We start from the raw sequence: 19015 nt of genomic DNA, 5'->3' as shown, positions 1-19015 counted from the left end.
GATCACACCGGCTTCAAGCGATCGAGACCGAGCATGCGTGCGAACACCGCATAAAGTCCCATGGTGAAAACGAGGAGGATGAAACTGAGCGCCGCGGCCATTTCCCAATTCAGTTCGACATTGACGTAGTTGGCAATGAAGTTGCTGATCAACTGGTCGCCAGCACCGCCGACAAGGGCTGGTGTAATGTAGTAGCCTAGGCAAAGAATGAATGTCAGAAGGCAGCCTGCCATGATTCCCGGCACCACCTGCGGAAGATAGACACGCAAGAACGACGTCAACGGCCTGCCGCCGAGGGAATAGGCTGCCCGCATCTGCGATGGCTGTATGGTTCGCATGACGCTGTAGATCGGCAGCAGCGTGAACGGCAATTGAATATGCGTCATGGCGATGATGAGTCCAAGCCGACTGTACATCAGGTCGAGTCTGGTGCTGGTCACGCCGAGCCAGAGGAGAACATCATTGACCAAGCCGAATTTCTGCAAGAGCACCGTCCAGGCCGCGGTCCGCACCAGGATTGATGTCCAGAATGGCAGCAGCACGGCAACGATCAGTATGGCACCTACGGTTTTTGGCACACTGGAAATCAAGTAGGCCAACGGAAATCCGAGTATCAGCGTTGCAAGCGTAACTGTTGCCGCCACGAGGAAGGTACGTGCGAAAACGCGCAGGAATATAGCCTGCTCTGGCGGCACCCGTTCGATGCTGCCATCGGCATTCCAGCGAAGGTCGACCGCACTCAAGAGATAGAATGAGGTGAGGGCGTGTCTTCCTCTCTCTATCGTCGCCCATGTGCCAGGGCTGGTCCAGAACGGGACGGATTTGATGACGGATACGGTATCGGTGATACCTTCCTTGTCGAGCGCGCGGGCGGTCTTGAGGATCTGGCTGCGGGCGCCGGGTAATCGCGCATTGAGGCTCTTGGCAAATTCCGCAAGATTTCCCCTTTGCTGATTGGTTTTCAGATCGGCGGCGAGCGCTTCAAGGGTTCTGTCATCGGGAATGCCGCTACCGCTCCAGTTCTGCATCGCAGCGCTGGTGAGCGGCAAGGCGTTGGCGATTGTCGGATCGTAGACAGCCCTCGACAGGAGAATGGCGATAGGAATGCCGAAACTGAGAAGCAACAGGGCAAGGAGCGGCGTAGCAAGGACGAACGACCGCAGTCGTTCGCGTGCCTGGGATCGCCGGATCGCCGCCACAACCGATCTGGTGTCGGCCACGTTGGGGGCGGTTCCGATGAACTGCCCCTGATCCATGTTTGTGGGCTGGGCCGTAGACATGGACTATTGGGCCAGCCAGGCGTTGAAGCGCTTGACCAGATCCTCACCATAATCCCCCCAGAACTCCGTATCTGCGACGAGATATGACTTCATGTGGTCCGGCGCATTCGGGAGCTTGGGCAATGCATCCTGGGCCACGAACTCGGTGGCGTCCGCCCTTACCGGTCCGTAGGTGATGTAGCTTGCGAGCTTGGCGTTGTTCTCGGGCTTGCTGATATAGGCGAGATATTTATAGGCAAGCTCCGGGTTCTTCGCGCCTTTTGGAATGCTGATCATGTCATATTCGAGGATCTGGCCGTCCCAGACGATCTTGAACGGCTTGGAATCAGTGTCGATCGCGTTTTGGATGCGGCCGTTCCATGCGGTCGTCATGACCACTTCCTTTGAGGCAAGCAATTGCGCGGGTTGTGCGCCGGCATCCCACCAGACAATGTCGCTCTTGATCGTATCCAGCTTCTTGAACGCGCGGTCAACGCCTTCGGGCGTTGCCAAGACCTCGTAGACCCGGTTCGCCGGAACACCATCCGCCATCAGCGCCCATTCGAGATTTTGCGCGGGAAACTTTCGCATGGCGCGCTTGCCGGGAAACTTCTTGGTGTCGAAGATGTCAAGCACCGATGTTGGCGCGTCCTTCAGGACATTCGGATCATAGGCGAGAATGTCGCCATAGGCATCAAGTCCGACGCCGCATTTGAGCGCGGAGCCTTCAATGAATTTGGACTGATCGGCAATCTTCGAGTAATCAAGAGGTTCGAGAATACCGGCATCACAGCCTTGGAGAACCGTCGCAGTCTCGACGGTGACGAGATCGATCGGCACATTGCCCGTGTCGACCATGGCTTTGACCTTGCCGAGGTCACCAAGATATTCCTGCTCGACAATCTTGACGCCGGTTTCCTTGCTGAATGGTTCGAACCAGGCTTTGCGCTGCGCGTCCTGCCAGGCACCGCCGCTGGCCATGATCGAGAGTTCTTCGGCAATTGCCGATTGACCGAAGAGTGCGCAGGCGGCGACCGTCGCCAAGGCAACGGAATGGAAAGAATGACGTTTCATGAGTTCCTCTCTTGTTCTTAGTTGAATTCTTGGTCCTAATGCTGTGCCGGAAATGCGCGGCAATCCCTGTGCGACCAGCCAAGCCCAATTCGTTGGCCCTCTGTCGTTATGGTTTCGGGACCAACCTTCACGCTCAGCAACTGGCCGTTGTCGAGCCGTGCCAGGAGCCGCAGATGATCGCCGAGATAGATTCTTCCTTCGACGGTCGCCTCGAAATCATTTTCTTCATTGGAAGCGACAGTGATCCGAATACGTTCCGGACGGATGGCGACCTGGCACGAAGTTCCGTCCGCGCCGATCTCGATGGCCGTTGCGCGGATGTGTCCGCCACCCGTCAGGGCGATTTGGCAAACATCGCCCGAAACCTGTTCGATAACGCCTTCAAGTGTATTGTTCTCGCCGATGAAGCTCGCGACGAAGGGGCTCTCCGGCCGGTTGTACAGACTGTCCGGGGTGCCGATCTGGGCGACGCCGCCATTGTTGAACACAGCGACGCGGTCCGACATGGTCAGCGCTTCGCTCTGATCATGGGTTACGTAAACGATGGTCACGCCCAGCATCGAATGAAGCTGCTTGATCTCAAGCTGCATGTGTTCGCGCAGTTTCTTGTCGAGCGCTCCAAGCGGTTCGTCCATCAGCACTAGGCTAGGCTCGAATACCAGCGCACGCGCCAGCGCCACGCGCTGTTGCTGACCGCCTGAAAGCTGGGCTGGCCGACGATCGCTGAATTTTCGAAGCTGGATCATATCCAGCGCTTTGTGAACGCGACTGGTTACTTCTGCCTTCGAAAATTTTCGCACTGAAAGCGGGAACGCGACGTTTTCCTCAACGGTCATATGCGGAAACAGCGCATAGTTTTGGAAGACCATGCCAATGTTGCGTTCATAGGGCGGTCGCCGATCGACGGATTGCCCGTCCAACATGATGCTGCCATTGGTTGGACGCTCGAATCCCGCCAGCATGTTCAGCGTGGTCGTCTTGCCGGAGCCGGAGGGACCGAGCAGTGTAAGAAACTCGCCTTTGGCCACATGCATGTTGAGCCGTGTCACGGCAAAGGTGCGGCCATCGTATGACTTCTCGACGTCGATGAATTCGACAAAGCGATCGGCTTTCGTGTGCAGGGCGCTGCCCGCAGCCAAAGTTTCGAATTGTCTGGTCGTATGGGCGACCATCATAGGACTGCGTCACCAGTGACACCATGCGATTCGCCCGCATTGGCTGCCAGCTTCCGCGTTGGTTCACGCAACCAAGGTCTTGGACTCATCTGCTCCTCCTCATGTGATCGCTGAACTTATATGATCATACAATCTACTAGAAGGAGATAATGAACCATACAAAATGGATGTCAAGGCCTTATTGTGTGGCATGTATGGGCAAAATTGGTGTTGATTGAGCGATTGTCCTATATGAATTCGATTGTTTGGTCATTTATCGTATGGTACAAGCCGGATGTTAACCGCACAGAATGGCTCAACGGCGATGATGCAAGACTTACAGCTTTCCGGAGGCGAGGGCCCGGTATACCGTCGCCTGGCAGACGCCATTGCCGACCGGATCGCGAGCGGCATACTCTCGGCCGGCGAGCGATTGCCGCCCCAACGCGAGATCGCTCAAAGTCTTGGAATCAATGTAACAACCGTGACGCGGGCTTTCTCCACTCTCCAGGAACGTGGTTTGATCGACGCGCGGCCAGGCAGGGGCATGCTTGTCGCTGAGCAGAAGAGCAATGCTGGTCCCGGCTTCGTTTCAGCTCCGAGTGACGAGGCAGGTGTCATCGACCTTTCGATCAACCGGCCCGCCACCAACGCCTATCTCGACGTTTTCACGGCACTCCTGCCGCGTCTTGCAAAGAATCGGCACTATGCCGCAATCCAGGACTATCATCCCGCGGAAGGGCCAATTTGGGCGCGATCCGCGGTGGCGGAATGGCTGAAGCCGGTCGCGGGTGACGGCGATCCTGGGAGGGTCGTACTGACAATCGGTGCGCAGCATGCCCTTGATTGCGTCCTCAGTGCAGTCGCCCAGAAGGGTGATGTCATTCTTGCCGATGAAGTGACGTACCAAGGCATCAACGCCCTATGCCGCTCGCACGGCATAGAACTCCGAGGTCTTGCGATGGACAAGGGCGGGCTTCGGCCCGACGCCTTCGACGCCGCCTGCGTACAATGGCGCCCCCGGGCCGTTTTTCTCGTACCTAGCCTCCATAATCCAACGACCATCACGCTCACGGAAGAACGGCGCAGAGAACTCGTTGCTATAGCGCGGCGACACAATGTGCTGATCATCGAAGATGATGTCTACCGTCCGCTGCTCAATGAGTCGCCGCCGTCGTTCGCTAATCTCGAACCGGAGCTAACGGTTTATATCGGCGGATTTTCCAAGTGCGTGGCACCGGGACTGAGGTTTGGCTTTGTCATTGGGCCGCGATTCATGATGGGGCAGGTGGCAGCGGCGCTCCGGATCAATTGCTGGAGTGTCAATCCGATGGCGGCGCTGATCGCAACCATTCTTCTTGAAGAGGGCAGTGCGGTCGAGATAATCGAGGCCCAGAAGGCCGAGCTTATGCAACGGCAACACATTCTCACTGACATTCTCGGTGGCTTCGATCTGCAGACCGACGCGACCTCAACCCACGCATGGCTGCGCTTGCCTGAACCCTGGCGCGGTGCCGGCTTTGCCCGCACGTGCCTGCAGCGAGGCGTCGGCGTTTTGCCCGGCGATGCCTTCGCGGTTGGGCGCGAACCCGTGCAGCATGGCGTACGTATCAATGTCGGCGCGGCGCGATCGCGGGACGATCTTCGACGTGCCTTGAAAACAATGCGCGAACTGCTCGAAGCGGGGCATCTGCAAATTCCTGGCTTTGTCTAGGAGAGTCGGGTGAGCGAGCCGAAGCGTGTTGAAATTGCGATTATTGGGGCTGGCGTCATCGGTCTAACCATTGCGCTGCGACTGGTCTCTGAAGGGCGCGAGGTCGTCTTGATCGACCCGAACGAGCCTGGCTCAGGAGCGTCGTTTGGAAATGCCGGAACATTTGCCGACTACGCCTGTGTTCCGGTCGGCACTCCCGATGTTCTGAAAAATCTCCCACGTCTGCTGCTCGATTCCAACAGTCCGTTTTCATTGCGTTGGGCCGCGCTTTTTCAAATCGCGCCATGGCTCGTGCAGTTTGCTCGCCAATCTCTCCCTCAGGCTGCGCGAACAAATGCCGTAGCGTTGGCGGGACTACTTGCGGAAGCCCTGCCCGCGTGGGAAGAGGTGACCATGGAGGCAGGCGCGCAGGACCTTATGCGCAGAAGCGGATGCCTTTATCTGCAACAAAACCCGTATCGTGCGAGCCAGTCGTGGGCTCATGCGATACGATCGGAGCTGGGTGTCCACCAGGAAATACTGACAGCGGAAGAAGTCGGAGTGATGGAGCCGACACTTCCGCGCTTTGATGGCAATGGCGTCTTTTTCCCCGACTCGATGAATGTCACTGATCCGCGCGCTTTGATGCAGATGCTTCTTGTCGCGGGGGGATCCAAAGGCGCGTTCGTTCGAAGATCGCGTGTGACTACACTCGAAATCAACGGGGATCGGGCGCAACTCAAGGGGCCTGATCTTGATCTGACGGCTCAAACCGTGGTGATAGCGGCCGGTGCTTTTTCCCGGAACCTGGCCCTACAGGCTGGGGATAGAATTCCGCTCGAAACCGAGCGCGGTTACCATCTAGAATATGCAACGGAAAGCCCGCTGCTCCAGCGTCCCGTCTGCCCCACTCATCTCGGATTTTACATGACACCGATGGCCGGCAGGCTGCGGGTGGCCGGCACGGTAGAACTCGGCGGAACCGACGCCGGCCCCAATCCTTCGCGGTTTGAGCTTCTGGATCGCGGCTTGCGCCAATATTTTCCCGGACTCGACCTCCCTTCAGCAAAGTGGTTGGGGTTCCGTCCGTCGCTTCCGGATTCACGCCCGGTGATTGGTCGAAGCCGCAACAGTGAGAACGTGATTTACGCGTTTGGCCACGGCCATCTCGGACTGACACTGGCAGCGATCACAAGCAGATTGGTTTCAAAACTTATCAAGGGCAATGAGGAGCCTTTGGTAACAGCTTTCGCTCCAAACCGATTTCACAACTGATCGGATAGCAGACGGCTGCTGTTGGCGGTTTCAGGGGAGCAGACCCCCTGTGCGGAAATTGCGACGAGCAATACCCCCAAATGACGTGACACGTAAAATCCATCAGCAACTACCGATCCTAAATTCAAATCCGTGGGGTTCGTCGATGCATGCGCAACCTTGAATGTCCCCAAGTTCTTGCGCCAGCGTTAGCTGCGGAAAACATTTGGTTCCCATACCTTGTTAACAGGTCCCAAGATCGACGATCAACTTTGTAAACCAAGTTTTTCGATAAGCTCCCCGAGGTCCTCCATATCGCGGGCTGTACAATCGACCAGCGGGGCTCGAACCGGACCGGCAGGGCGGCCAACGATCGAAGCGCCTGCCTTGACGATACTCACCGCATAGCCGGGAACGCGGTTGCGGATCGCAATATAAGGCAGGAAGAACTCGCCCAGCAGTTTCGCCGTCGTATTGGTATCGTTCTCGGTGACCGCCCTGTAGAAGGTGAGGGCGGTGCGTGGAATGAAATTGAACACGGCGGACGAGTAGACACCCACACCCATTGCCCTATAGGCCTCCGCATAGACTTCCGCCGTTGGCAGGCCGCCGAGATAGGCGAAGCGATCGCCGAGGCGGCGGCGGATCGATACCATGTTTTCGATGTCACCCACGCCATCCTTGAACCCGATCAGATTAGGACACTTATCGGCTAGGCGCTCCAGTGCATCGGCATTCAGCTTGCAGACATTGCGATTGTAGACGATGACGCCAAGGCTCGTTGCGGCGCACACTGCTTCGACGTGACGGCAAATTCCTTCAACGCTGGTCTCGGTGAGATAATGCGGGAGCAGAAGCAGACCGGCAGCACCATTCTTCTCGGCATTGCGCGCCATCTCCGCAGCAATGCGGGTTCCATAGGCGGAAGCGGCAATGATTGGCACTTCCCTGCCGCAAGCTCCCACCGCCGTGCGAACGACGTCCTCGTGCTCGGCGGGTGTCAGCGAGAAGCCTTCGCCTGTGCCCCCACCGACAAACAGTGCCGACGCGCCATAAGGGGCAAGCCATTCCAGACGTTTTGTATAGTCCGCAGGGGCGAAATCGCCATTCTCATGAAAATCTGTGACGGGGAAGGAAAGAAGACCGGAGCTGATTATCTGCTTGAGCGTTTGTGAATGCATGGGAGCCTCGTCTGAAATCGGGAGTCACTCACAACTAGCATCATGTATGTCATCATACAACTGTGATTATTGAATCGTTACAAGTTTCAACCCATCGCAAGGGTCCAATAAAAAGGTCTAATTGTGCTTCTTTTTCGCATTCAGAGCATTGTTGCGCAGCCGATCGCGGCTGCTGCCGAGATGAAGGCGCATAGCGGCGCGAGCGCCTTCCACATCTTGTGCCTTGATGGATTGATAGATTTGGTCATGCTCGCGATTGACACGTTCCAGATACTCGCGCTGCGGCAGACCACCGATTTTATGTGTTTGCAATCGCGTGCGGGGAATGAGAACCTCACCTAAATAGTTGAACATGCTGAGAAAGTGTCGATTTTTTGTAGCGGATGCAATCGCGCGGTGAAACTCAAGATCCGCATGGATCGAGCTTTCGCCGCGTTCAATCGCCTCATTCATCATATCAAGCGCGTTCTTGATCCTGGCAAGTTCGCTCTCGTCACGCCGCACGGCTGCAAGCGCTGCCGCTTCAAGTTCGATGCTGATTCGCAATTCCATGACGCTGAGGATTTCTTCGACAAGTTCAAGGTTGTCTTCCTCGATCCGGAAGGGAGCGGAAGGAATATCCTTCAAGACAAAGGCTCCAACGCCTTGCTGCGTGTGGACCAGACCTTTTGCCTTAAGATTGGCAATCGCCTCGCGCACCACAGTGCGGCTGACGTTGAACTCGCCAATCATGTCCTGTTCGGTTGGAAGCCGCTCGCCGGGCTTGTACTGTCCCGACGTTATACGGTCTGCTACGGCCTTAACCAGTTGACCTGTAAGCGTTTCTCGTTTGCCAATGCTCGACATAAGGTCCTTCAGTATGTTGTATCCGGGTTGCTGTGCCAGTCCGCGAACGGCAAATCAGAACGGGCTCAAAGCTCGCGTCTGAAAGTAAGATATCATATATTTCATCGCAGAAAACCGTTATCGCTGGGACTCCCTTGAAATGGAACGTTTCCTGTTGATTATCTGGTTCAAACCCGTTCTTGGCCAAATATTTGACTAGGATCCAGCATATTCAACAAATTTGGCCTTGCGTGCTCCAATAATCAATACTACGATGTCATACAACTAAGAGCGCGATCCATAGGGAGGAAATCTATGTCGCACTATCTCGCTTTTCTGGCGGGGACCACGGCCGTCATAGCTGCCATGACAATGAACGTGGCCGAGGCAAAGACGCCGCAGGATCAGCTGGTCATCGGCATGAACATGGTCAACCTCACCAGCCTTGATCCGCACAATGTCAATTCCTACGAATCCTACCATGTTATCGCCAACCTCTATGATACGCTGGTTCGTACTGATCCGCAGACGCCGGGCAAGGTTCTGCCCATGCTGGCGAAATCCTGGAAGGTATTGCCGGACGGCACGATCGAGTTCACCCTCGACGACAAGGCGACTTTCCAGAGCGGCCGCAAAATCACGGCGTCCGATGTTGCTTACTCCTTGCAGCGCGCAGTCAAGCTTGGCCTCCTGGCCAAGGCCTACTATGCAAATTGGGGCTATACCGCGGACAATGTAGACCAGAAATTCCACGCGAAGGATGACAAGACCTTCGTGATGGACGTGGCGACACCGGTTGCGCCATCACTAAAGCTCAACGCGCTCACCCGCGCCTATGGCGCGGTTCTCGATAAGGAAGTCCTCGCCAAGCACGAGAAAGATGGCGATATGGGCAGAGGCTGGCTCGGATCGAATGCTGCAGGGTCCGGCCCGTTCACCCTCAATCGCTGGAACCCAAATGACATCGTCGTGCTCAATCGCTTCGACGATTATTGGGGCGGCGAACCGAAGATGAAACGCGTGCTGGTGCGCCACCTTCCGGAGTCGCAGACAGAGCGTCTGCAACTGGAGAAGGGCGATCTCGATGTCGGCTTCCAGCTCGTCTCCGCCGACATTGATGGTCTCGCCAAAAATCCCGATATCGTCATTGACCGACTCGTGGGTTCCGGTTTCTATTATCTGATCATGAGCACGAAAGATCCGGAATTTGCCAAGCCGGAAGTACGCGAGGCGCTGCGCTATTGCATCAATTACAGGGATATCAATGATGTCGTAATGAAGAATTACGGCAAGAGCGCAACCACATTTATTCCGGCCGACATTCCCGGCTACATCCCGGACATCGGCAACAAGTACGATCCGGAAAAGTGCAAACAGGATCTGGCCGCCGCCGGTTATCCCGAAGGCTTCAACAAACAGTTGCTCTCGCTCAACTCGACGCCCTATGCCGATCTTGCGACAGCCATTCAGCAAAATCTCGCTGTTGCCGGCGTCAAGGTCGACATCCAGACCGGCAATGGCGATCAGACCTATGGACCCATGCGTGACCGTAAGTTCGAGCTTGGTGTGGGCCGCACGGCTTCCTCGGCTCAGACCGACGCAGACGGCTGGATCCGTACCCATGCCTATAATCCCGACAACAATGACGGCGCCAACCTCGCCAATTTGCAGGCGTGGCGTGCCTCTTTCCAATTGCCTGAGGTCAACAAACTGATCGACGAAGCTGCGGCCATCACCGACAATGAAGAAAAGCGTGTCGAACTTTACAAGCAGGCGTTGAAACTGTTTGAAGAGTCCGGTCCACCGGTGATCCCGATTTCACAGCGTGTCGATCCCTATGCCAAGAGCGCTCGGCTTAAGAATTATGTGGGAGATATCGGCTGGATGACCCGCTGGGATGAGGTCGAGAAGCAGGACTAAGAAAGCAGAGTCAGGTCGCCGGCGCATGGTCAATCAGGTTGAAACAGCAATCCGGACGTCAAGGCGGCGTTCGGGTTTGCGAAAATATCGCCGTTTCGGCGGCTCGCTGCTCAGTGTCCTGACGACACTTTTCCTGCTGGTGCTCCTGACATTCGTGATCGGTCGGCTGATGCCGGTCGATCCCGTCATTGCTGTAGTCGGTCCCGATGCCGACCGCGCCACCTATCTCAAGGTCAAGCAGGAGCTCGGCCTTGATCTGCCTGTGCTGCAGCAGTTCTCGATATTCTTCAAGAATCTGTTGCATGGTGATTTTGGCACGACCTTGCTTACTGGCCGCCCGGTCATGGAAGACATCGCCCGCGTTCTGCCGGCGACAATCGAGCTCGCCACGGTGACGATCATTCTCGGCGCCGGCATCGGTATTCCCCTCGGTGTCTATGCGGCCGTGAATCGCGGGCGTTTCGCCGATCATGCGGTGCGGCTCATCGCGCTGCTCGGTCATTCAACGCCAATCTTCTGGATCGGCATGGTTGGGCTGATGCTGTTCTACGCAAAACTTGGCTGGGTTGGCGGCTCCGGACGAATCGATCTCTTCTACGAGGACATTGTCCCGAACGTCACGGGTTTCCTGCTGATCGATGCGCTGCTTGCTTGGGATATGGATGTTTTCTGGAGCGCGGTGTCGCACATCATCCTGCCGGCCTCTGTGCTCGCCTATGCGTCGATTGCCTATATTAGCCGTATCACGCGTAGCTTCATGCTGGAACAACTGAGCCAGGAATATGTGATCACGGCGCGCGCCAAGGGCGTGCCGCGCAACAGCGTCATCTGGCACCATGCCTTCAAGAATATTCGTGTTCAACTGGTGACCGTCGTCGCCCTTTCCTATGGCGGCATGCTGGAAGGCGCAGTGCTGATCGAGACTGTGTTCGGCTGGCCCGGCTTCGGCCAGTATCTGACCAACGCGCTGGTCATTGGCGACATGAACGTGGTGGTGGCCTGCACCCTGATCATCGGCTGTGTGTTCATTGCCCTCAACGTGATCTCCGACCTGCTCTACAAGTTTTTCGACCCGAGGATTCAATGAGTACCGATAGCAAGGGGCTGACGGCCTGGTTGACAACGCAAGAGCCGTCAAGCGCGACGCACGCAGCATTCCAGAATGTTAGGCATGTCTGGGGCCGGTTTGCTGCCAATCCCCTCGGCATCGCCGGTCTCGCCATCATACTGGTGCTGGTGCTCATCGCGATCTTCGTACCATGGCTTGCACCTTATTCGCCGTTCGAACAGAACCTGCGAGAAACGCTGCTGGCGCCCAATACCCAGCATCTGTTCGGCACCGACGAACTTGGCCGGGATATCTTGAGTCGTATCCTGTGGGGTAGTCGCATCACGCTCTCCATCGTCATGATCGTCAGTGTCATCGTTGCGCCCATTGGCCTCATCGTCGGCTGCCTTGCCGGTTATTTTGGCGGCTGGCTCGATACGATACTGATGCGTATCACCGAATTGTTCCTGTCCTTCCCGAGCCTCATTCTGGCGTTGGCTTTTGTGGCGGCGCTTGGCCCGAGCTTGAACAACGCCATCATCGCGATTGCCTTGACGCAGTGGCCGCCTATCGCCCGTCTCGCGCGCGCCGAATCGCTCAGCCTGCGTGGGCGGGATCATATTTCGGCAGTCCGGCTTATGGGCGCATCGAGCCTGCGTATCGTGTTCGGCCATATCGCACCCTTGTGCATTCCGTCGGTGATCGTGCGGATCACTCTCAACATGGCAGGCATCATTCTTACGGCGGCGGGTCTCGGCTTCCTCGGCCTGGGTGCGCAGCCGCCAAGCCCGGAATGGGGTGCGATGGTTTCCACCGGGCGGCGCTTCATGCTCGACAGCTGGTGGGTCGGCACTATGCCGGGCCTTTCCATTCTCGTCGTTAGCCTGGCTTTCAATCTGGTTGGTGACGCATTGCGCGATGCGCTCGATCCGAGGCAGGAGTGAGCGAGATGGATAATCCTCTTCTTTCTGTCCGCGATCTCCGGATCAGCTTTCACGGCGCTTCGGGCATTTTTGATGCGGTGCGTGGCGTGTCTTTCGACCTCGGGCGGGAGAAACTCGGTATCGTCGGCGAATCCGGTTCCGGCAAGAGTATGACCGGCCGCGCTATCATGCGTCTGACGCCGCCTGCGGCACAGGTGAAAGCCGAACGCATACAACTCGGCGAAATCGATCTTCTCCTTGCATCGGAGAAGACAATGAACAGTATCCGTGGTCGCCGTATTGGGCTGATCATGCAGGATCCGAAGTATTCGCTCAATCCCGTCGTCACCGTAGGCGAGCAGATCGCTGAAGCCTATCGCATCCACGCTCGCTCTTCATCATCGGAGGCGCGCCGGAAGGCTGTTGCAATGCTTGGTGCGGTGCAGATCCGCGATCCTGAGCGGGTCTACCGCATGTATCCGCATGAAATGTCCGGGGGCATGGGACAACGTATCATGATTGCCATGATGCTGGTTTCGGAACCGGAAATCCTTATCGCCGACGAAGCAACCTCGGCGTTGGATGTAACCGTTCGCCTGGAAATCCTAAACGTTCTCAATGATCTCGTACAAAAGCGCGGCCTCGGACTGATCTTCATTAGCCATGACCTCAATCTGGTGCGACGCTTCTGCGACCGCGTGCTGATTATGTACCAGGGAAGGGTGGTCGAAACCTTGAAGGCGAATCAACTCGACGAGGCCACCCATCCCTATACTCGAGGCTTGCTCGATGCGATGCCCCGCATCCACACACCGCGCAGGCGACTGCCGGTCCTCAAGCGTGATGCAGCATGGTAGACGACATGAACAGCGCCACGCCGATCATCGAGATCGAGAACCTTGTCGTTGCCTTCGGTGAGGGTGCCGACGAACGGCGCGCGGTCGACGGCGCCAGCTTTTCCGTCTATCGCGGCGAAACGTTTGGCCTCGTTGGTGAGTCCGGCTCAGGCAAATCGACAATCCTGCGGGCGATCACCGGGCTTGTGGCCAATGAAGCCGATGTCATGCGCGTTGCGGGCGAAGATGTCCGCAACAAGCGCGACAAGAAGTTTTACCGCAAGGTGCAGATGGTTTTTCAGGATCCCTATGGGGCCCTGCATCCGCGCCATACTGTCTGGCGACAGTTGATGGAACCTGCGCGCATCCAGAGTCTTCCGGGTGCCGAGGCCCGTGGTCACGCGGCGCTCGATTCCGTTGGCCTGAGCCGCGCACTGTTGTGGCGCTATCCGCACCAGCTTTCCGGTGGGCAGAGGCAACGCGTTGCCATTGCACGGGCGCTGATGTCAGAGCCAGACATATTGTTGCTCGATGAGCCCACGTCAGCACTTGACGTTTCGGTGCAGGCGGAAATTCTCAATCTTCTATCTGACCTGCAGGACGAGCGAGGCTTGACCTATGTCATGGTCAGCCATGATCTCGGAGTCGTCGCTCATATGTGCAAGCGCACCGCGGTTATGCAAGCCGGGATCATGGTCGAGACACTGGATGTCGATGCGCTCGTCAATGGCGGCGCGAGAGAAAATTACACGAAACAACTGATCGCAGCGAGCGAAGCCTACGGGGAACATCCGCTCGAGATTACTCAGGCGCAAGTTTCCAGCTTATAAACAGGAGGACGGCATGTTTCTTGGCACGCAATTTCGTGCACGCGACGATGATGATTACCGGGTCATGGCACAACTTGGTATTGAACATGTCTGCGCCGATCCCGAAGGCAATCCGCATGACTGGACGCTGAAAATTCTCGAACGGCATCGCGATCATCTGGCAGGGTTCGGACTGTCACTGGACATGATCCAACTGCCCTTGAGTTCCCGCGTTATCGAAAAACAGTACAGCCCGGATATTCTCTGTGCCGGTCCCGAACGCGATCGGCAGATCGATTCCATATGCCGTTTGATCGAGCGGACGGCAGAGGCCGGCATTCCAGCAGTCAAATACAATCTCAACATCATTGGCATTCCGCGCACAGAACTCGAAACGGGCCGGGGCGGATCGCGAAATGACGCGTTTCGCTGGGACAAGGCCGACCATAACGAACCGCCCACCATTGCCGGCATCGTTGATGAAGACGAGAACTGGGAGCGGATCGATTACTTTCTCGAGCGCGTGATCCCGATCGCGGAAGCGAACAAGGTAAGGCTCGCCTGTCATCCGCACGACCCCTATACGCCACCCGGCTATCGCGGTGTGACGCGTGTTCTTGGCACAGTCGAGGGGCTGAAGAAATTCGTGCTCCTGCGCGAAAATCCCTATCATGGCCTGAACTTCTGCCAAGGAACAGTCGGTGAAATGCTCGACAATCCAGCCGAGGAAATCTTCGATGTCATCCGCTGGTTTGGCGAGCGGGGCAAATTGTTCAACGTGCATTTCCGCAATATCCGCGGTGGCAAGCTTTCTTTCATGGAGACATTTCCGGAGGAGGGCGACATGGATATGTGGCGCTCGCTCAAGACCTATGCGGAGGTCGGCTATCAATACATGATTATGCCGGATCATGTGCCGCAAATCTCTGGACGCGATCCGCAGAACACCGCTTTCGCCTTCAGTTACGGTTACATTGCAGCGCTGTTGCAGGTTTTGAACAGCGAGGCGAACTAGCAATGTCAGCGAAGATGATCCGCAGGTTTGAAAACGGCAACACGCCCATTCTCGATGGTGGCGAGCCGACGACGCTCATTCATTTCAATCTGGTGAAACTTGCCGCGGGGGAGGCGTATAGCTACCGTCTGCCCGACTTTGAGACGGCAATCGTTCCGCTCTCCGGCAGCTGTCATGTTTCTATCGATGATATGGAATTCAACGAGGTCGGTGGACGTGCAAGCGTCTGGGCTGGACAAGCAGACTCCATCTACGCCGGTCCGGGCGCGGCCGTTACAATCACAGCACTCGCGAGTTGTGAGATCGCCATTGCCGGAGGCCACTGGAACGCGCCGATGGAGCCATTTCGCATCTCGCCCGAAGAGGTCGACCTGGTCGATGTCGGTTCCAACGAAACGAAATCACGCCGGCGTATCTTCCATATCCTTGGCAACAAGCAGGCGGATCGCGTCGGACGTCTGCTCGTCAGCGAACTCTATGCCGATGAAGGCTGCTGGTCCGGCTACCCGCCGCACAAGCACGATACGGATCAACAGGGCGAAACCGCACACGAGGAATTATATCATTGGCGCTTCGATCCGCCGACCGGCTTCGGCTCGCAATTATGGTATGAAGAGGGACAGGAGCCGCATGCCCATGCGACGCGTAATGGCGATACATTCGCGTTCTCGACCGGTTATCATCCCACCGCGACGTCGCCCGGCCATGCGTCCTATATTTTCACCATTCTTGTCGGCAAGACGCAGCGTTCGCTCGTACAGAATTTCGAGGAAGTTCATCGCCCGCTTATGGCGAAAATTCCTGGCATCGATGCCATGCGGGAGAAGTTTCGCTGACAATTACGGCTCGACAACGTTGATTGTAGGCTGTCGATACCTTGCCATGGATCGGCATTAACAGGATGGCTCAAAATGAGTGGAAGCGACTTGTTTGTTTCAGCGCAAAATGGGGAATGGACTAACCCGGAACCCGGTGTGAAGCGCCGTATCATGGTCTATCTCGATGAGATGATGATGGTGGAGGTGGTTTTTGAAAAAGGCGCAATCGGTGCCCAGCACTCTCACCCACATATTCAGGCGAGTTATGTCGCGGAGGGACGCTTTGGCGTCACAATTGATGGTGTTACGAAAATAATGGAACAGGGCGGGAGCTTTATTGTTCCACCCAATCGCATTCACGGCGTCAAGGCACTTGAGAAGGGCCGGCTCATTGATACATTCACTCCGCATCGCGCCGAATTCCTGGGACAATAAGCAGCACGATAAGTTCTGCGTCTAAAGCCAGAATGGGTAACTGCCGAATCGCGTATGCGACCTAAGATGCTGCTCCAGCAAAAGTTCCCTGATGTCTGTCGCCGAGACTGGTTTGCCGAAAAGATATCCTTGACCGAACTGGCAACCGAGCTCGCTTAATTGCCGCACCTGCTCAAGAGATTCGATACCCTCTGCAATCACCCGGATGTCCAATCGATTAGCCATGTCCATGATAGCCGCGACAATGACCGAACTTGTTTTTCCATAGGCTAAAGCCTCCACGAAGGACCGATCGATTTTGATGACATCGACCGGAAAGCTTATCAGATGGGTGAGGGAAGCGTATCCCGTACCAAAATCATCAAGTGCAACAAGCAGTCCTTTGTCGCGGAGCCGCTTTACCGCTTTTGCCACGAACTGGTCGCTGCCGCCCATAAACACGGACTCGTTTACCTCCAGCACAATGTGCTTGAGCGGGACATTGTGCTTCGCGAAGCATGCCTCGATCTTCTCTTGGAGATTTCCGTTTTGAAAGTCACCCGTCGTCACATTAATGCCGACGTGCTCTACCGGTATTCCAAGTTCCAACCATTCGCGAATGTCAGATGCAACTTGGTGCAGCATTTTCTCAGTGACACGTGAGGCTATCTTGGTATCGGAAAACGCAGCAGCAAAGTCGCCCGCAGGGGACACGCCGCCCTGTGGATCAGTCATGCGGACCAAAGCTTCCAAGCCCACAATTTCTGAAGAAGCCAGCTGCGCGATTGGTTGGTAATATGCCGTTATGCGGCCCTCGGCCAACGCAGCGTCCACATTGCGGATTGCTCGGATACGGTCGATAATCGACGTGCGAAGCTCAGGACGAAATTGAACGTAGCCTCCCCTGGCTGTCTCCTTGGCATGGTAAAGCGCAAAATCCGCATTCTGCCGCAATGTATTTGCCTCAATGCCATCGGTACCGAACAGCGCCCCGCCGATAGTGACACTGGGAAAAAGTGTGTCCAATCCAGAAGTTACGGAACTGCTGGTTCTGTCGAGAATGCCTTGAGCGGCGACAGTCAGATCGTCTGCGGTTGTTATACCATCAACGATGACTGCAAATTCGTCCCCGCCCAACCGGAACGCGGTCTCTCCCGGCCGGTCTTCGTCAATCATATCGGCCACACTTCGGATCAGGAAGTCTCCGACCAGGTGTCCCATGGTATCGTTGATAGATTTCAAGTGATCGATATCTACCAGCAGGAGCCCGAAATCGGCCTTGTCATGAACCCGTCCGCAGAGCATTTCGTCAAAACGACTTCGATTGGAGAGCCCGGTTAGCGTGTCAAAGTATGCCAGCTTATAATCGCGCGCCTGCACTTCTTCATGCTCAATGGCAATTGCGCACAGATGAACACAGGTCTGAACGATTCGCCTCTCCAGTTCATCAGGGGTCCGGACTGTTTTGTAATAGAAAGCAAAAGTGCCCACCACGCGTCCATCGCGCGACTTTATTGGAGTGGACCAGCAAGCCCGAAGTCCAAGTGGCAGGGCCAGAGCTTTGAATTCGGCCCAGAGCGGGTCGGATTTTATGTCTGAAACTATCACGGCTTCGCCTAGGTAGGCTGCCGTTCCGCACGACCCGACGGTGGGGCCGGCTTCGATGCCGTCGAGCGCCTCAGAGTAGGCGTCAGGCAGACTGGGCCCCGCCAGCGGATGAAGCTTCTGGTCCGGGTCTACTGTAAGCACTGAACATATGATGGTCGGGACCAGATTCTGGATCCTGCGACACAGCAAATCGGCAATGTCTCTCAGCGTATCACCAGAGGCAATGGCTTCCAGAATTTCATTCTGAATATGGAGCAGGAGATCACTGACACCAGGCTTCATACTGATTTCCACATCAAGGGATATTCGCACCGGTCGTGCGATAATACTTCTTATCCGTAAAGATAACATGAGCGGACGGTTGTTTCATTAAACTGCAGTTGTTCATTGAGTGTTGTGAGATCCGGTTGTGCCCCATAGCCGACCTCCGGCGTCGGTGGGGCGTCGGCCGATCAGGGATCAGCGTTTCTGCAAGGATGTGAGGAGCGAGGTGTTCCGCTTGTATCCTGGCACAGCCGTGGCATCGACGTGGTCAAGCACCCGCCATCCTCGACATGGTGCCCAAAGACCGCGACGAGGATGGTTTTGACCACGATCGCGATTGTCTCCGGGCCCTCACGCATCGAGAGGTGTATCCGGTCCCGGGTCGCCGCCAGCCGCGGCTACGGCCAGCCTGCGCAAATAGTGGTTCCAGCCCTTTTCGTGGTTGGCGCGTTCCTTCTCATCGGGCAGTCCGCCATGGGTGAAACGCACAAGCGTGCCGCCGTTCTTCTCGATGAGGTCGATCTCGACCAGGCCTGACCCCGGCGGCACATTCTCGTGCCCTTCCCAGCCGAAGCTGTAGGCCAGGCGGTGGACCGGGATCACCTCCGTGAACTCGCCGCGGGCAGTGTGTGTGTCGTTCATGCTGAGGAGATAGATGCCGCCCGGATATGGCTCGACCGTCGCCTTCGTACCCATCCAGCGCAGGATCTTGTCGGGATCGGTGAGGAAGGCGAAGACCGTTGCCTGCGGGGCTGCGATCTCGATTTCACTGTGAAGCGTCTCGGTCATCGGTGATCTCCTCCCAGCAGGACGCACTGTCATTTCCAGCATTGGTACCCAGCATCGGTGCAATGTAAGCCAATCGGGATCTCGCGCAAGAAACAAAAGCTCGTGACAGGTGTCTGACATCGCTGCATGAT

At 56.4% G+C, this 19015-nt stretch carries 17 protein-coding genes; 10 read left to right on the top strand and 7 right to left on the bottom strand.

What is annotated here, in order from left to right; translation table 11 throughout:
* Positions 1-2: 2 nt before the first annotated feature.
* From ACSQ3H_RS01930 to ACSQ3H_RS01920, 3 genes are read right to left on the bottom strand one after another with little or no spacing between them, the layout of a single operon-like run.
* Positions 3-1280, bottom strand: coding sequence for an ABC transporter permease (locus ACSQ3H_RS01930; RefSeq protein ID WP_436115481.1), 1278 nt, complete (start codon positions 1278-1280; stop codon positions 3-5).
* Positions 1281-1283: 3 nt separating this feature from the next.
* Entirely contained in the window at positions 1284-2333 is a 1050-nt protein-coding gene (locus ACSQ3H_RS01925; protein ID WP_436115480.1) for an ABC transporter substrate-binding protein, read from the bottom strand.
* A 35-nt stretch (positions 2334-2368) separates the two neighbouring features.
* Positions 2369-3508, bottom strand: a complete 1140-nt coding sequence (locus tag ACSQ3H_RS01920) for an ABC transporter ATP-binding protein (RefSeq protein WP_436115479.1) — start codon at positions 3506-3508, stop codon at positions 2369-2371.
* 304 nt (positions 3509-3812) lie between these two features.
* On the opposite strand from ACSQ3H_RS01920, the gene ACSQ3H_RS01915 reads away from it, so the two are divergent.
* Together ACSQ3H_RS01915 and ACSQ3H_RS01910 are read left to right on the top strand one after the other, a co-directional pair.
* The gene (locus ACSQ3H_RS01915) at positions 3813-5201 is read left to right on the top strand and encodes a PLP-dependent aminotransferase family protein (RefSeq protein ID WP_436115478.1); all 1389 of its coding nucleotides are present in this window, start codon (positions 3813-3815) and stop codon (positions 5199-5201) included.
* A gap of 9 nt (positions 5202-5210) precedes the next feature.
* The gene (locus ACSQ3H_RS01910; RefSeq protein ID WP_436115477.1) at positions 5211-6455 is read left to right on the top strand and encodes an NAD(P)/FAD-dependent oxidoreductase; all 1245 of its coding nucleotides are present in this window, start codon (positions 5211-5213) and stop codon (positions 6453-6455) included.
* Between the two features lie 245 nt (positions 6456-6700).
* On the opposite strand, the gene kdgD is transcribed toward ACSQ3H_RS01910, so the two are convergent.
* Both kdgD and ACSQ3H_RS01900 read right to left on the bottom strand, forming a co-directional pair.
* Entirely contained in the window at positions 6701-7615 is a 915-nt protein-coding gene (kdgD, locus tag ACSQ3H_RS01905) for a 5-dehydro-4-deoxyglucarate dehydratase (protein WP_436115476.1), read from the bottom strand.
* Between the two features lie 117 nt (positions 7616-7732).
* Positions 7733-8461 (bottom strand): FadR/GntR family transcriptional regulator, encoded by a 729-nt coding sequence (locus ACSQ3H_RS01900; protein WP_436115475.1) that lies wholly within the window; start codon positions 8459-8461, stop codon positions 7733-7735.
* 294 nt (positions 8462-8755) lie between these two features.
* Here ACSQ3H_RS01900 and ACSQ3H_RS01895 point away from each other — a divergent pair, with 294 nt between their 5' ends.
* The 8 genes from ACSQ3H_RS01895 to ACSQ3H_RS01860 all read left to right on the top strand — a co-directional run bounded on the left by ACSQ3H_RS01895 (position 8756) and on the right by ACSQ3H_RS01860 (position 16244).
* Positions 8756-10360 (top strand): ABC transporter substrate-binding protein, encoded by a 1605-nt coding sequence (locus tag ACSQ3H_RS01895; protein ID WP_436115474.1) that lies wholly within the window; start codon positions 8756-8758, stop codon positions 10358-10360.
* A gap of 25 nt (positions 10361-10385) precedes the next feature.
* Positions 10386-11447: an ABC transporter permease gene (locus ACSQ3H_RS01890; RefSeq protein ID WP_436115473.1), complete on the top strand. Its 1062-nt coding sequence runs from the start codon at positions 10386-10388 to the stop codon at positions 11445-11447.
* A complete protein-coding gene (locus tag ACSQ3H_RS01885; protein ID WP_436115472.1) occupies positions 11444-12352 on the top strand; it encodes an ABC transporter permease in 909 nt (302 codons plus the stop codon). Before ACSQ3H_RS01890 ends, ACSQ3H_RS01885 begins: the two co-directional genes overlap by 4 nt.
* Positions 12353-12357: 5 nt before the next feature.
* A complete protein-coding gene (locus ACSQ3H_RS01880) occupies positions 12358-13188 on the top strand; it encodes an ABC transporter ATP-binding protein (RefSeq protein ID WP_436115471.1) in 831 nt (276 codons plus the stop codon).
* Positions 13182-13997, top strand: coding sequence for an ABC transporter ATP-binding protein (locus tag ACSQ3H_RS01875; RefSeq protein WP_436115470.1), 816 nt, complete (start codon positions 13182-13184; stop codon positions 13995-13997). The genes ACSQ3H_RS01880 and ACSQ3H_RS01875 overlap by 7 nt, the downstream gene beginning before the upstream one ends.
* Before the next feature lie 13 nt (positions 13998-14010).
* Entirely contained in the window at positions 14011-14991 is a 981-nt protein-coding gene (locus tag ACSQ3H_RS01870) for a mannonate dehydratase (protein ID WP_436115469.1), read from the top strand.
* A 2-nt stretch (positions 14992-14993) separates the two neighbouring features.
* Positions 14994-15827 carry a 5-deoxy-glucuronate isomerase gene (locus ACSQ3H_RS01865; RefSeq protein ID WP_436115468.1) on the top strand — a complete coding sequence of 278 codons (834 nt, stop codon included), beginning with the start codon at positions 14994-14996 and terminating at the stop codon, positions 15825-15827.
* Between the two features lie 75 nt (positions 15828-15902).
* Positions 15903-16244: a cupin domain-containing protein gene (locus ACSQ3H_RS01860; protein ID WP_436115467.1), complete on the top strand. Its 342-nt coding sequence runs from the start codon at positions 15903-15905 to the stop codon at positions 16242-16244.
* Between the two features lie 21 nt (positions 16245-16265).
* On the opposite strand, the gene ACSQ3H_RS01855 is transcribed toward ACSQ3H_RS01860, so the two are convergent.
* Positions 16266-18113 carry a putative bifunctional diguanylate cyclase/phosphodiesterase gene (locus tag ACSQ3H_RS01855; protein ID WP_436115466.1) on the bottom strand — a complete coding sequence of 616 codons (1848 nt, stop codon included), beginning with the start codon at positions 18111-18113 and terminating at the stop codon, positions 16266-16268.
* 333 nt (positions 18114-18446) lie between these two features.
* Positions 18447-18884 carry an SRPBCC family protein gene (locus tag ACSQ3H_RS01850; RefSeq protein ID WP_436115465.1) on the bottom strand — a complete coding sequence of 146 codons (438 nt, stop codon included), beginning with the start codon at positions 18882-18884 and terminating at the stop codon, positions 18447-18449.
* Positions 18885-19015: the final 131 nt, after the last annotated feature.

Source organism: Phyllobacterium sp. LjRoot231 (genome assembly GCF_964253365.1).
GTDB lineage: Bacteria > Pseudomonadota > Alphaproteobacteria > Rhizobiales > Rhizobiaceae > Phyllobacterium.
This window is presented reverse-complemented; position numbering and strand designations above follow the sequence as displayed.